Raw genomic sequence first — 13,138 nt, forward strand, 5'->3', positions numbered from 1 at the left:
TAAATTCGAAGCATGGACGCTGACGCCATCGAGGAAGGCCGCCGACGCTGGCAGGCCCGTTATGACAAGGCCCGCAAGCGAGACGCGGACTTCACCACGCTCTCCGGGGACCCGGTCGAGCCGGTCTACGGGCCCCGGCCCGGCGACACGTACGAGGGGTTCGAGCGGATCGGCTGGCCGGGCGAGTACCCGTTCACCCGCGGTCTGCACCCCACCGGCTACCGCGGCCGCACCTGGACCATCCGCCAGTTCGCCGGCTTCGGCAACGCCGAGCAGACCAACGAGCGGTACAAGATGATCCTGGCCGCCGGCGGCGGCGGGCTCTCGGTCGCCTTCGACATGCCCACCCTCATGGGCCGCGACTCCGACGACCCGCGCTCCCTCGGCGAGGTCGGCCACTGCGGTGTCGCCATCGACTCCGCGGCCGACATGGAGGTGCTCTTCAAGGACATCCCGCTCGGGGACGTCACCACCTCCATGACGATCTCCGGGCCCGCCGTCCCCGCCTTCTGCATGTACCTCGTCGCCGCCGAGCGGCAGGGCGTCGATCCCGCCGTGCTCAACGGCACCCTGCAGACGGACATCTTCAAGGAGTACATCGCGCAGAAGGAGTGGCTCTTCCAGCCCGAGCCGCACCTGCGCCTCATCGGCGACCTGATGGAGCACTGCGCCGCCGGCATCCCCGCCTACAAGCCGCTCTCCGTGTCCGGGTACCACATCCGCGAGGCCGGAGCCACGGCCGCGCAGGAGCTCGCGTACACCCTCGCCGACGGCTTCGGGTACGTGGAGCTGGGCCTGTCCCGCGGGCTCGACGTCGACGTGTTCGCGCCGGGTCTGTCGTTCTTCTTCGACGCGCACCTCGACTTCTTCGAGGAGATCGCCAAGTTCCGCGCCGCCCGCCGCATCTGGGCGCGCTGGATGCGCGACGTGTACGGGGCGAAGACCGACAAGGCCCAGTGGCTGCGCTTCCACACCCAGACCGCCGGTGTCTCGCTCACCGCCCAGCAGCCGTACAACAACGTCGTGCGCACGGCCGTGGAGGCCCTGTCCGCCGTCCTCGGCGGGACCAACTCCCTCCACACCAACGCCCTCGACGAGACCCTGGCGCTGCCCAGCGAGCAGGCCGCCGAGATCGCCCTGCGCACCCAGCAGGTGCTGATGGAGGAGACCGGCGTCGCCAACGTCGCGGACCCGCTGGGCGGTTCCTGGTACGTGGAGCAGCTCACCGACCGCATCGAGGCCGACGCCGAGAAGATCTTCGACCAGATCAAGGAGCGAGGCCGCCGGGCGCACCCGGACGGCCGGCACCCGATCGGTCCGATCACCTCCGGCATCCTGCGCGGCATCGAGGACGGCTGGTTCACCGGCGAGATCGCCGAGTCCGCCTTCCAGTACCAGCAGTCCCTGGAGAAGGGCGACAAGCGCGTCGTCGGCGTCAACGTGCATCACGGCTCGGTCACCGGCGACCTGGAGATCCTGCGGGTCAGCCACGAGGTCGAGTGGGAGCAGGTCCGCGTCCTCGGCGAGCGCAAGGAGCGCCGTGACGACGCCAAGGTGCGCGCCGCGCTCGACGCGATGCTGGCGGCCGCGCGCGACGGCTCCAACATGATCGCCCCGATGCTGGACGCGGTCCGCGCCGAGGCCACGCTCGGCGAGATCTGCGGCGTGCTGCGAGACGAGTGGGGCGTCTACACCGAGCCCCCGGGCTTCTAGAACCGGGAATGCGCGAAGGGGCGGTACGGGCCACCGGCCCGTACCGCCCCTTCCGTCTTCGTCCGTGCCGGAGTCACCGCTCCGCCGCCGCGCTCAGTCCGCCGAGCAGCAGGGCCGAGAGCCGCTTCACCCAGTCCCCGTCCACCGGCTCCGCACTCACCAGCGCCCGGTGCACCACCGCGCCCGCCACCACGTCGAAGATCAGCGCGTCGGTGGCCTCGACCGCGGCCGGCTCGCGGTCGGCGGGCAGCTCGCCGCGCTGCTGGGCGCGCTGGCGGCCCTCCAGGACCAGCCGCTTCTGGCGGTCCACGATCGAGGTGCGGATGCGCTCGCGCAGCGGCTCGTCGCGGGTGGACTCGGCGACCACCGCCATCAGCGCGGTCTTGGTCTCCGGCCGCTCCAGGAGGGCGGCGAACTGGAACACCACGTTCTCGATATCGGCCTGCAGGGAACCCAGGTCGGGCAGTTCGAGTTCATCGAAGAGGACGGCGACGGCGTCGACGACGAGTTCGTTCTTGTTGGCCCAGCGCCGGTACAGGGTGGTCTTGGCGACGCCGGCCCGGGTCGCCACGTCGCCCATGGTGAGCTTGGACCAGCCCAGCTCGACCAGCGCCGCCCGGGTGGCGTCGAGGATCGCGAGATCGGCCTCGGCGGAGCGGGGGCGTCCGGTACGGCTGCGTGGGGTGGTGCGGCGACACATGGAGGCGACCATACCCGCCAGTAGGTTCACCGGCGCCTGTCGTGCCACGTGAGCCGGTTCACGTGGACGCACGTGAGGCAGTTCACGCGGAACTCCTGTCCACGAGCCTCCCGATGCAGTTACGCTACGACCCGTAGCGAAAGGTCTGAGCGGCCTCCGCGACAACCACGACACCGGGTGGGGACCCGGTGAGCACGATGGAACGGCACAACTGAACGGCATACCGAACCGGGCACGTCCGTACGCCCCGCAACCGGCGGGGGGCTTGCGGGCGGCACGGTTCGGCCATGGCTTTCCGGTTACGCGCGCGGAAGGGGGAGGATGTACCCATGCAGCCTAGGAACATGTCCATGAACGGCGTCGTCGACCTCGCCGCGGTGAAGGCGGCCGGGGAGGCCAAGGCCAAGGCGGAGCAGGCGCGGGCCGAGGCGGCCCGCAGCGGCGGCGGTGGAGCCGTCGCCCCCTCCGCGCTGGTGATCGACGTCGACGAGGCGGGCTTCGAGCGTGACGTCCTGCAGCGCTCCGCCGAGGTCCCGGTCGTCATCGACTTCTGGGCCGAGTGGTGCGAGCCCTGCAAGCAGCTCGGCCCTCTGCTCGAGCGCCTCGCGATCGAATACAACGGGCGCTTCGTCCTCGCCAAGGTGGACGTCGACGCCAACCAGATGCTGATGCAGCAGTTCGGCATCCAGGGAATTCCGGCCGTTTTCGCGGTGGTCGCCGGTCAGGCGCTGCCGCTCTTCCAGGGCGCCGCCCCCGAGGCGCAGATCCGCGCCACCCTCGACCAGTTGATCCAGGTCGGCGAGGAGCGCTTCGGTCTGACCGGGCTCGTCGTGGGCGCGGAGGCCGGTGACGACGAGGGCGACTTCGCCGCGGTTCCGGCCGGTCCGTACGACGCGCTGCTCTCGGCCGCCGTCTCCGCGCTGGACTCCGGCGACCTGGGCGGGGCGATCCAGGCGTACAAGAACGTGCTGGCCGACGACCCGGGCAACCCGGAGGCCAAGCTGGGCCTCGCGCAGGCCGAACTGCTCGCCCGGGTGCAGGGGATGGACCCTCAGCAGGTCCGCAAGAACGCCGCGGACAACCCCCAGGACGTGACCGCGCAGATCGCCGCCGCCGACCTCGATCTGGTGGGCGGTCATGTGCAGGACGCCTTCGGGCGTCTGGTGGACGCCGTGCGCGTCACCGCCGGCGAGGACCGGGAGGCGGCCCGGCTGCGCCTGCTCGAACTCTTCGAGGTCATCGGCGCCGAGGATCCGCGGGTGACGGCGGCCCGGCAGGCGCTCGCCCGGGTGCTGTTCTGAGCCGAAGTGCACCGTCGATCGGGGCCTTCGGGCCCCGTCGATTTGGCGACAGAGTGACCTGATGCGGCCGCGCTTTACCAAAACTTGGTAATCGCGGCCGCTGTTACTCGTAGTAAATCGAACCCCGATTTCTGTCCGGATTGTTCCGCAGTTCCCCTCCTTTGTCGGGTGACTTGACTGCACCCTGTGTACCCGCTCGACGGCGTCCTGTCGTGGCGTGGTTATCCAGCCGTTACTAGCGAGTAACGAACCCCCTTGTGCCCCGCGCCGTAATGGACCACGATCGGCCACGCTCGGTCCTCTCCACACAGCCCGGCACCCAACCGGGAGCGCGGCGAGGGTCCCCACCGAGCGGGCCGACGGCCGTGCCGCCGGTCCTGGACAGGGGGGTTCCTGCTCTTGCCGGCAGGGCCTGTCCAGCAGGTTGCGCGCAAGGCGTGGCCAGTGGTTGTCGCTCGGGGGTGATCGCCGGTGATTCGGACGCGCGTCGCGCCTGAAGTTACGGCGCTCTCCTTCCCGAGGACGTAGCACTTCTCCCATCCCAGGACGGGCCCGGGGCCCATCCGGAGATGTACGTCCGAGAAGGAGGAATTCTCATGAAGTCCCAGGTTCGTGGCGGGACCAGATGGAAGCGGTTCGCCGTTGTCATGGTGCCGAGTGTGGCTGCGACGGCCGCGATCGGTGTCGGCCTGGCCCAGGGCGCGCTCGCCGCGTCCTTCAGCATCTCCGGCCAGGAGTTCAAGGTTAAGGCCGACAGCCTTGTCGGTAAGGACTTCGTCCAGTACGGCAGCGTCGCCAGCGGCAAGGACCTCGAGGGCAAGGCCTTCGCGGAGCCGGTCGGCGTCTCGGGCTTCTCCGAGGCGTATATCTCCAACATGTGCCAGTCCGTGGTGACCCCGAACGTTCCGTTCATCGGCAACGTCTCGCTGGAGCTGCGCGCCGGTACGAACAAGGACAAGCCGGTCTACGCGAAGGACATCTACCTCGATGTCTCCTCGCTGAAGGCGGACGCCGAGTTCGGCAACATCGACATCGGCGTGGCCGCGGGCCAGCTGAAGGACCCGGGCATTCAGCCGGGCACCCAGGCCAACCCGTACGGCTTCTCGCAGCGCGCCAAGACGGCCAAGCTGTCGAACGTGGAGCAGAAGGCGTGGGCGACCACCGCCGGCACCTTCAAGCTCCCGGACCTCAGCCTGAAGCTGCACAAGGGCACCAAGGAGTGCTTCACCGAGTAGTACTCGGCCGGCGCGGGCGGGGTTGTGCAGACGACCCCGCCCGCTGCCGGATCCGCCGCCCTCGCGCGGCACGTCTCCACTCTTCTCAGCAACACCGCTTCCAGGGAGCTGTTTTCCATGAGCGCCGAGTCCATTGGTTCCCGCGGATTCACCTACTGGCGGCTGCGCTTCCGGGCGTGGCGAGGCAACCGGCCTTTCTGGGGCGGTCTGTTCACCATGATCGGCGGTCTGCCGATCGCCTACCTGCCGTACGCGGACATGCGACTCGGCAACATGACGATCGCCATGGCCACCACGGCCGGCGCCGGCTCGCTGATCATCGGCGTCCTGCTGATCACCCTCGGCCTGACGATGTGGTTCCAGTCCGCCGTCCGGGTGTTCGCGGGCATCGCCGCCATCGTGCTGGCGCTCGTGTCCATCCCGGTCGCCAACCTCGGCGGCTTCGGTATCGGACTGATCTGCGCTCTGGTCGGCGGCGGCCTGTCCGCCGCCTGGGCCCCCGGCGCCCCGGCGGACGAGGCGGGCAAGGACGCCGACCCCGTGCCGGCGGCCGAGCCGGCCCCGGTGGCCGAGGTCACCATGATCAAGCCGCTCGGAGTGCCCGAGCAGCGCGCAGGCCAGGAGCAGGCCCCGAACGAGCACGCGACCGAGACCACGATCGACGCCAACGGCGGGAGGAACAGTGCGGGGTGACGAATCACAGTCGGCGACGGCTGGAGGCGACGCCACTCTGGCAAGAAAGGGGCCGCGTCACGCGGCTCCGCGGAAGTCGCTGCTGACCAAGCTCCAGGTGCCCGCCGGCAAGGCGATGGCCCTGGCCGCCATGCCGACCGCGGTCCTCGTGGGCATGGGCCTGACGCCCAAGCTGGCGCTGGCCGACGAGAAGGACATCCCCTTCGCTCCCGGCCCGTGCGTGACCCGCTCGGACGAGCCGGTCGAGGAGGAGTCCAAGAGCCCCGAGGCCACGAAGTCGCCGGAGCCGGGCGCGAGTACCTCGCCCGACAAGGACGGCGGGACCGGCGGCGGCGAGGCCGAGGAGCCCGCACCGGGCGCCAGCCCGTCCGCGAGCGCCGACACCGCGCAGAAGGCCACCACGGACGCCGCGAAGCCGTCCGCCACGCCCACGCCGACCCCGACGCCGACCCCGACGAAGACGGTCAACCCGCTGGACCCGCTGGGTGTCGGCGATGCGATCAAGGACCTCTTCGACGGGCCGGACGAGCCCACGGCCACCCCGACGCCGACCGCGTCCACGGAGCCGACCACGAAGCCCACCGCGGAGCCGACCAAGGAGCCGACCGCGGAGCCCACGGCGAAGCCGACCGCCGAGCCGACCCCGGACGACCCGAGCGACCGCACCAAGGACGCCATCAGGGACGCCGCCGACAAGGCCGGCGCCACCGTCAAGGAGCTCGGCGACGACGCCAAGGGCCTGGACGCCACGAAGGACACGGACATACCGGACGATGCCAAGCCCCGGTTCCCCTGCCCGACGCCCGATCCCGAGGCGCTCGCGGCGGCGGACCTGGAGGAGGGCATGGCGCTCCTGCCGGACGAGCCGTGGATCCTCAACAGCTCGATGCTCACGCTCAAGGGCCTGAAGTACCACGGCATCGTCGAGGTGAAGACCGGCAGCGGCAAGATCAAGAAGGTGCTGAAGTTCACCGCCAGCGACGGCGTGGACATCAAGGACCTGCACCAGAAGACCGTCCACTCCGACGGCCTGACCGGTCACGTCCGCTCCGACAAGGGCTCGACGTCGACCATGCGGAACGGCACCGTGACGATGTACACGGAGCAGCTGAAGGGCAACCTCTTCGGTCTGATCCCGATCACGTTCAACCCGCAGACCCCGCCGCCGCTGGACGTCCCGTTCGCGATGTTCACGAACGTGGAGGTCATCCAGGCGGGCCAGTTCGGCGGCACGCTCACCGTGCCCGGCCTGCGCAACACCATCGAGCCGAGCTGACCCGACAGGCGGCCGCACAGACCCATCCGGGATCCCGCCCGCCACCCGACCACCGCCCCTCAACGACGGCGCTTCGCGCCGGCACCTCCAATTCAACGAAGGCCCCGTCCGATCCGGACGGGGCCTTCGTCATCTCCTCGAACGGCGTCAGTCGCGCTGACCGCCGCCCAGGTGGTGCACCCGGACCATGTTGGTGGTGCCGGGGACGCCGGGGGGCGAGCCGGCGGTGATGACCATGGTGTCGCCCTCGTTGTACCGCTGCAGCTTCAGCAGCGCGGCGTCGACGAGCTCGACCATGGCGTCGGTGGTCTCCACGAACGGCGCGAGGAAGGACTCCACGCCCCAGCTCAGGGTGAGCTGGTTGCGGGTGGACTCGTCCGTGGTGAAGGCCAGGATCGGCTGGACGGTGCGATAGCGGGACAGCCGGCGGGCGGTGTCGCCGGACTTGGTGAAGGCGATCAGGGCCTTGCCGTCGAGGAAGTCGGCGATCTCGCAGGCCGCGCGGGCGACGGAGCCGCCCTGGGTACGCGGCTTCTTGCCCGGCACGAGCGGCTGCAGGCCCTTGGAGAGCAGCTCCTCCTCGGCCGCGGCGACGATCTTCGACATCGTCTTCACGGTCTCGATCGGGTAGGCGCCCACCGAGGACTCGGCGGACAGCATGACCGCGTCCGCCCCGTCCAGGATCGCGTTGGCGACGTCGCTCGCCTCGGCGCGGGTCGGACGGGAGTTGGTGATCATCGACTCCATCATCTGGGTGGCGACGATGACCGGCTTGGCGTTGCGGCGGCACATCTCGACGAGGCGCTTCTGCACCATCGGGACCTTCTCCAGCGGGTACTCCACCGCCAGGTCGCCGCGGGCGACCATGACCGCGTCGAAGGCGGCGACGACGTCCGCCATGTTCTCGACGGCCTGCGGCTTCTCCACCTTGGCGATGACCGGGACCCGGCGGCCCTCGTCGTCCATCACCTTGTGGACGTCCTTGACGTCCTCGGCGTCCCGGACGAAGGAGAGCGCGACCATGTCGCAGCCCATGCGGAGCGCGAAGCGGAGGTCCTCGACGTCCTTCTCGGACAGGGCCGGGACGTTGACCGCCGCGCCGGGCAGGTTGATGCCCTTGTGGTCGGAGATGACCCCGCCCTCGATGACGACGGTCTTCACCCGGGGCCCGTCGACCTCGACGACCCGCAGTTCGACGTTGCCGTCGTTGATCAGGACCTGGTCGCCCTTGGAGACGTCGCCCGGCAGCCCCTTGTACGTGGTGCCGCAGATGGACTTGTCGCCGGGGACGTCCTCGGTGGTGATGGTGAACTCGTCACCGCGGACCAGTTCGACCGGTCCCTCGGCGAAGGTCTCCAGACGGATCTTGGGGCCCTGGAGGTCGGCGAGCACACCCACGGCGCGGCCGGTGTCCGCGGCCGCCCTGCGGAGACGGTCGTACCGCTCCTGGTGCTCTGCCTGGGTCCCGTGGCTCATGTTGAAACGGGCCACGTTCATGCCGGCCTCGATCAGCGCTTTCAGCTGCTCGTAGGAGTCGACGGCGGGGCCCAGCGTACAGACGATTTTGGAACGGCGCATGAGCGGATCCTATCGGTTTGTTTCATCGCGGAATATTCCGTCTGGTGGAATGTACAAATGGGCGGGGGTCCGCTCAGTCGACTACCAGTGCGTAGGTCTGTCGCGCGATCTCCAGCTCCTCGTCCGTCGGCACCACGGCCACCGCCACCCGCGCGTAGTCCGGCGAGATCAGCCGCGGCTCGTCCGACCGCACCGCGTTCAGTCCGTCGTCCACCGCGAGGCCCAGCTCCTCCAGACCCGCGATCGCAGCTTCCCGCACCGGGGCCGCGTTCTCACCCACTCCGGCCGTGAACACGACCGCGTCCACCCGGCCGAGTACCGCGTAGTACGCCCCGATGTACTTCTTCAGCCGGTGCACATAGATCTCGAAGGCCAGCCGCGCCCGCTCGTCGCCCTCCTCGATCCGCCGCCGGATCTCCCGCATGTCGTTGTCGCCGCACAGCCCGACCAGACCGCTCTTCTTGTTCAGCAGCGTGTCGATCTCGTCCGTCGACATCCCCGCCACCCGCTCCAGATGGAACGTCACCGCCGGGTCCACGTCACCGGACCTGGTCCCCATCACCAGGCCCTCCAGCGGCGTCAGCCCCATCGAGGTGTCCACGCAGCGTCCGCCCGCCACCGCCGAGGCCGACGCCCCGTTGCCCAGGTGCAGCACGATGACGTTGACCTCCTCCGGCGCCCTGCCGAGCAGTTCGGCCGCCGTCCGCGAGACGTACGCGTGCGAGGTGCCGTGGAAGCCGTACCGGCGGATCCGGTACGCGTCCGCCGTCTCCACGTCGATCGCGTACCGCGCCGCGTACTCCGGCATCGTCGTGTGGAACGCCGTGTCGAAGACCGCCACCTGCGGCAGGTCCGGGCGCAGTGCCATCGCCGTACGGATGCCCAGCAGGTTCGCCGGGTTGTGCAGCGGCGCCACGGGGACGAGCCGTTCGATCTCGGCGAGCACCTCGTCGTCGATCACCGTGGGCGCGGTGAACCGCAGCCCGCCGTGCACCACCCGGTGGCCGATCGCGGCCAGTTCGGGGGAGTCCAGGCCCAGTCCGTCCGCGGCCAGCTCCCCGGCGACCGCCTTCAGCGCCGCCGCGTGATCGGCGATCGGGCCGTTCCGCTCGCGCTTCTCCCCGCCGCCGCCCTGCAGGGGCGTGTGCACGAGCCGCGAGGTCTCCTCGCCGATCCGCTCCACCAGGCCGACGGCGAGCCGCGCGCCGTCGCCCATGTCGAGCAGCTGGTACTTCACCGACGACGAGCCGGAGTTGAGGACGAGGACACGCGTCGGCGTGGGGGACGTCATGCGGGGAGCTCCTGAGCCTGGGACTGGATGGCGGTGATGGCGACGGTGTTGACGATGTCGCTGACGAGCGCGCCGCGCGACAGGTCGTTGACCGGCTTGCGCAGACCCTGCAGGACCGGGCCGACGGCCACGGCCCCGGCCGAACGCTGCACGGCCTTGTACGTGTTGTTGCCGGTGTTGAGGTCCGGGAAGATCAGCACGGTCGCCCGGCCGGCCACCTCCGAGTCGGGCAGCTTGGTGGCGGCGACGGACGGCTCGACCGCCGCGTCGTACTGGATCGGGCCCTCGATCCGCAGCTCCGGGTGGGACGCCCGGACCAGCTTCGTCGCCTCGCGCACCTTGTCGACGTCGGCGCCGGAGCCGGAGGTGCCGGTCGAGTACGACAGCATCGCGATCCGCGGCTCGACGCCGAACCGGGCCGCGGTGGCCGCCGACTGCACGGCGATGTCCGCGAGTTGCTCGGCGTCCGGGTCAGGGTTGACCGCGCAGTCGCCGTACACCAGCACCCGGTCGGACAGGCACATGAAGAAGACGGAGGAGACGATCGAGGCGTCCGGCTTCGTTTTGATGATCTCGAAGGCCGGGCGGATGGTGGCGGCGGTGGAGTGCACCGAGCCGGACACCATGCCGTCGGCCAACCCCTCCTCGACCATCAGCGTGCCGAAGTAGTTGACGTCCGAGACCACGTCGTACGCCAGCTCCACCGTGACGCCCTTGTGGGCGCGCAGCGCCGCGTACTTCTCCGCGAACGCGTCGCGCAGCACCGAGGTCTGCGGGTCGATCAGCTGCACCGACGGCACGGACAGGTCGACGCCCAGGTCCGCGGCCTTCTTCCGGATGATCTCCACGTCGCCGAGCAGCGTCAGATCGCACACGTCGCGCCGGATCAGCACGTCCGCGGCGCGCAGCACCCGCTCCTCCGTGCCCTCCGGCAGGACGACCCGGCGGCGGTCGGCGCGCGCCTGTTCGAGCAGATCGTGCTCGAACATCATCGGCGTGACCCGGCCGCTGCGGGCCACCGAGAGCCGCTTCAGCAGATCGGCGGTGGCCACGTGCCGCTCGAACAGGCCGAGCGCGGTCTCCGCCTTGCGGGGCGTCGCGGCGCTCAACTTGCCTTCGAGGGCGAAGAGTTCGGCCGCGGTGGGGAAGCTGGTGTGGGCCACCGAGAGGACCGGGGTGCCGGGCGCCAGCCGGGCGGCGAGCGTCAGTACCTCGTCGCTGGGGCGCTCGCCCAGGGTCAGCAGCACGCCCGCGATCGGCGGGGTGCCGGCCGAGTGCGCGGCCAGCGCGCCGACCACCAGGTCGGCCCGGTCGCCGGGGGTGACGACCAGTGAGCCGGGCTTCAGGGCGGGCAGGAACTTCGGCAGCATCGCGCCGCCGAACACGAAGTCCAGGGCGTCGCGGGCCATGCCCGCCTCGTCGCCGAGCACCGTCTCCGCGCCGAGCGCCTGCCGGATCTGCGCCACCGTCGGCGCGGACAGGGCGGGCTCGTCGGGCAGCACGTAGCAGGGGACGGGCAGCCGGGCGGCCAGCCGCTCGGCGATCGGCTCGCGGTCCTCCGCGGCGACCCGGTTGACCACCATCGCCAGCACGTCGCAGCCCAGTCCGTCGTACGCGCGGAAGGCGTTGCGCGCCTCGGCCCGCACCGACTCGGCGGGCTGCCCCTTGCCGCCGACCACCGGGATCACCGACGCGCCGAACTCGTTGGCGAGCCGGGCGTTCAGGGCCAGCTCGTCCGGGAGTTGGGTGTCGGCGAAGTCGGTGCCGAGGACGAGCACGACCTCGTACTCCCGGGCCACCGCGAGGTACTTGTCCACGAGCGTCGACACCAGTTCGTCGGTGCCCCGCTCGGCCTGCAGCGCCGACGCCTCGTGGTAGTCCATGCCGTACACCGACCCCGGGTCCTGGGTCAGCCGGTAGCGGGCGCGCAGCAGGTCGAAGAGCCGGTCGGGACGGTGGTGCACCAGCGGACGGAACACCCCCACCCGGTCCACCTGCCGGGTCAGCAGCTCCATGACGCCCAGCTCGACGACCTGCCGGCCGTCCCCCCGGTCGATTCCGGTCACGTACACGCTGCGCGTCACGCCGTCGTCTCCTCGTCCTCGTCCTCGTACGGTCCAGAAACACACGTAAGAGTGGCAATGCCCTCTTGACAATACCCCCGGCCGTGGATAGAGGCGCGGAGTAGCAGGAGACGCGACGCGCGGTCCGACCATGTGAGAATCGGAAGCGGATCAATCGGACAGAACGCGGGTCCGTCAGGCCCCGAACGGAGCAGGAGACGACGCACGATGCGCATCGGAGTTCTCACCGCAGGCGGCGACTGCCCCGGGCTGAACGCCGTGATCCGCTCGGTCGTGCACCGGGCGACCACCGGATACGACGACGAAGTCATCGGCTTCGAGGACGGGTTCAAGGGCCTCCTCGACGGCCACTACCGCCCGCTCGACCTCAACGCGGTCAGCGGCATCCTCGCCCGCGGCGGCACCATCCTCGGCTCCGCCCGCATGGAGCGCGCCCGGCTCAGCGAGGCCGCCGAGAACTGTGTCGCGCTGCAGCGCGAGTACGGGCTCGACGCGCTCGTCCCGATCGGCGGCGAGGGCACGCTGACCGCGGCCCGGATGCTCTCCGACGCGGGAATGCCGGTCGTCGGCGTGCCCAAGACCATCGACAACGACATCTCGTCCACCGACCGCACCTTCGGCTTCGACACCGCCGTCACCGTCGCCACCGAGGCGATGGACCGGCTCAAGACCACCGCCGAGTCCCACCAGCGGGTGATGGTCGTCGAGGTGATGGGCCGCCACGCCGGATGGATCGCCCTGGAGTCCGGCATGGCGGGCGGCGCGCACGGCATCTGCCTGCCCGAGCGGCCGTTCGACCCGGCGGACCTGGTCAAGATGGTCGAGGAGCGCTTCTCACGCGGCAAGAAGTTCGCGGTGATCTGCGTCGCCGAGGGCGCGCACCCGGCCGACGGCACCATGGACTACAAGAAGGGGGAGATCGACCAGTACGGGCACGAGCGCTTCCAGGGCATCGGCAACCGGCTCGCGGTCGAACTGGAGAAGCGCCTCGGCAAGGAGGCCCGGCCGGTCATTCTCGGCCACGTCCAACGCGGCGGCACGCCCACCGCGTACGACCGGGTGCTCGCCACCCGGTTCGGCTGGCACGCGGTGGAGGCGGTGCACCGCGGTGACTTCGGGCGGATGACGGCGCTGCGCGGCACGGACGTGCGGATGGTGCCGCTCGCAGAGGCGGTCACGCAGCTGAAGACGGTGCCGGAGGACCGGATGGAGGAGGCGGAGTCCGTCTTCTGACGCCGGCCGGTCCAGGCGCCGCGGCCCCGCTCGT

10 protein-coding genes are annotated in these 13,138 nt (G+C 70.4%); 6 read left to right on the top strand and 4 right to left on the bottom strand.

The genetic code is table 11. The features are described from left to right. The first annotated feature begins 12 nt into the window (after nucleotides 1–12). The gene (locus ABZO31_RS23245) at nucleotides 13–1,713 is read left to right on the top strand and encodes an acyl-CoA mutase large subunit family protein (RefSeq protein WP_406863196.1); all 1,701 of its coding nucleotides are present in this window, start codon (nucleotides 13–15) and stop codon (nucleotides 1,711–1,713) included. 73 nt (nucleotides 1,714–1,786) lie between these two features. Here the strand turns inward: ABZO31_RS23245 and ABZO31_RS23250 are convergent, their stop codons facing one another. Then, nucleotides 1,787–2,413 carry a TetR/AcrR family transcriptional regulator gene (locus tag ABZO31_RS23250; RefSeq protein WP_406863197.1) on the bottom strand — a complete coding sequence of 209 codons (627 nt, stop codon included), beginning with the start codon at nucleotides 2,411–2,413 and terminating at the stop codon, nucleotides 1,787–1,789. A 329-nt stretch (nucleotides 2,414–2,742) separates the two neighbouring features. Here ABZO31_RS23250 and ABZO31_RS23255 point away from each other — a divergent pair, with 329 nt between their 5' ends. From ABZO31_RS23255 to ABZO31_RS23270, 4 genes are all read left to right on the top strand, one after another. Further along, complete coding sequence (locus ABZO31_RS23255) at nucleotides 2,743–3,714, top strand: tetratricopeptide repeat protein (protein WP_406863199.1); 972 nt, start codon at nucleotides 2,743–2,745, stop codon at nucleotides 3,712–3,714. A 596-nt stretch (nucleotides 3,715–4,310) separates the two neighbouring features. Continuing rightward, nucleotides 4,311–4,949: a DUF6230 family protein gene (locus ABZO31_RS23260; RefSeq protein WP_406863200.1), complete on the top strand. Its 639-nt coding sequence runs from the start codon at nucleotides 4,311–4,313 to the stop codon at nucleotides 4,947–4,949. A 117-nt stretch (nucleotides 4,950–5,066) separates the two neighbouring features. Continuing rightward, on the top strand, nucleotides 5,067–5,642 hold the full coding sequence (locus tag ABZO31_RS23265; RefSeq protein ID WP_406863201.1) for a DUF6114 domain-containing protein: 576 nt from the start codon (nucleotides 5,067–5,069) through the stop codon (nucleotides 5,640–5,642). After that, on the top strand, nucleotides 5,632–6,918 hold the full coding sequence (locus tag ABZO31_RS23270; RefSeq protein ID WP_406863202.1) for a hypothetical protein: 1,287 nt from the start codon (nucleotides 5,632–5,634) through the stop codon (nucleotides 6,916–6,918). Before ABZO31_RS23265 ends, ABZO31_RS23270 begins: the two co-directional genes overlap by 11 nt. Before the next feature lie 147 nt (nucleotides 6,919–7,065). On the opposite strand, the gene pyk is transcribed toward ABZO31_RS23270, so the two are convergent. From pyk to pta, 3 genes are all read right to left on the bottom strand, one after another. Beyond that, nucleotides 7,066–8,496, bottom strand: a complete 1,431-nt coding sequence (gene pyk, locus ABZO31_RS23275; RefSeq protein WP_406863203.1) for a pyruvate kinase — start codon at nucleotides 8,494–8,496, stop codon at nucleotides 7,066–7,068. Nucleotides 8,497–8,569: 73 nt separating this feature from the next. Next, nucleotides 8,570–9,787 (bottom strand): acetate kinase, encoded by a 1,218-nt coding sequence (locus ABZO31_RS23280; RefSeq protein WP_406863204.1) that lies wholly within the window; start codon nucleotides 9,785–9,787, stop codon nucleotides 8,570–8,572. Next, complete coding sequence (gene pta, locus ABZO31_RS23285; protein WP_406863206.1) at nucleotides 9,784–11,871, bottom strand: phosphate acetyltransferase; 2,088 nt, start codon at nucleotides 11,869–11,871, stop codon at nucleotides 9,784–9,786. Before pta ends, ABZO31_RS23280 begins: the two co-directional genes overlap by 4 nt. A gap of 207 nt (nucleotides 11,872–12,078) precedes the next feature. Here pta and ABZO31_RS23290 point away from each other — a divergent pair, with 207 nt between their 5' ends. Continuing rightward, nucleotides 12,079–13,104 (top strand): ATP-dependent 6-phosphofructokinase, encoded by a 1,026-nt coding sequence (locus ABZO31_RS23290; RefSeq protein WP_406863207.1) that lies wholly within the window; start codon nucleotides 12,079–12,081, stop codon nucleotides 13,102–13,104. Nucleotides 13,105–13,138: the final 34 nt, after the last annotated feature.

Source organism: Streptomyces solicamelliae, from assembly GCF_045348655.1.
GTDB lineage: Bacteria > Actinomycetota > Actinomycetes > Streptomycetales > Streptomycetaceae > Streptomyces > Streptomyces solicamelliae.

Excerpts from the sequence above, each read along its gene's own strand:
- ABZO31_RS23255 (WP_406863199.1), top strand. The coding sequence starts at position 2,743 with ATGCAGCCTAGGAACATGTCCATGAACGGCGTCGTCGACCTCGCCGCG.
- ABZO31_RS23250 (WP_406863197.1), bottom strand. The coding sequence starts at position 2,413 with ATGTGTCGCCGCACCACCCCACGCAGCCGTACCGGACGCCCCCGCTCC.
- ABZO31_RS23280 (WP_406863204.1), bottom strand. The coding sequence starts at position 9,787 with ATGACGTCCCCCACGCCGACGCGTGTCCTCGTCCTCAACTCCGGCTCG.
- ABZO31_RS23260 (WP_406863200.1), top strand. The coding sequence starts at position 4,311 with ATGAAGTCCCAGGTTCGTGGCGGGACCAGATGGAAGCGGTTCGCCGTT.
- pyk (WP_406863203.1), bottom strand. The coding sequence starts at position 8,496 with ATGCGCCGTTCCAAAATCGTCTGTACGCTGGGCCCCGCCGTCGACTCC.
- ABZO31_RS23265 (WP_406863201.1), top strand. The coding sequence starts at position 5,067 with ATGAGCGCCGAGTCCATTGGTTCCCGCGGATTCACCTACTGGCGGCTG.
- ABZO31_RS23245 (WP_406863196.1), top strand. The coding sequence starts at position 13 with ATGGACGCTGACGCCATCGAGGAAGGCCGCCGACGCTGGCAGGCCCGT.
- ABZO31_RS23290 (WP_406863207.1), top strand. The coding sequence starts at position 12,079 with ATGCGCATCGGAGTTCTCACCGCAGGCGGCGACTGCCCCGGGCTGAAC.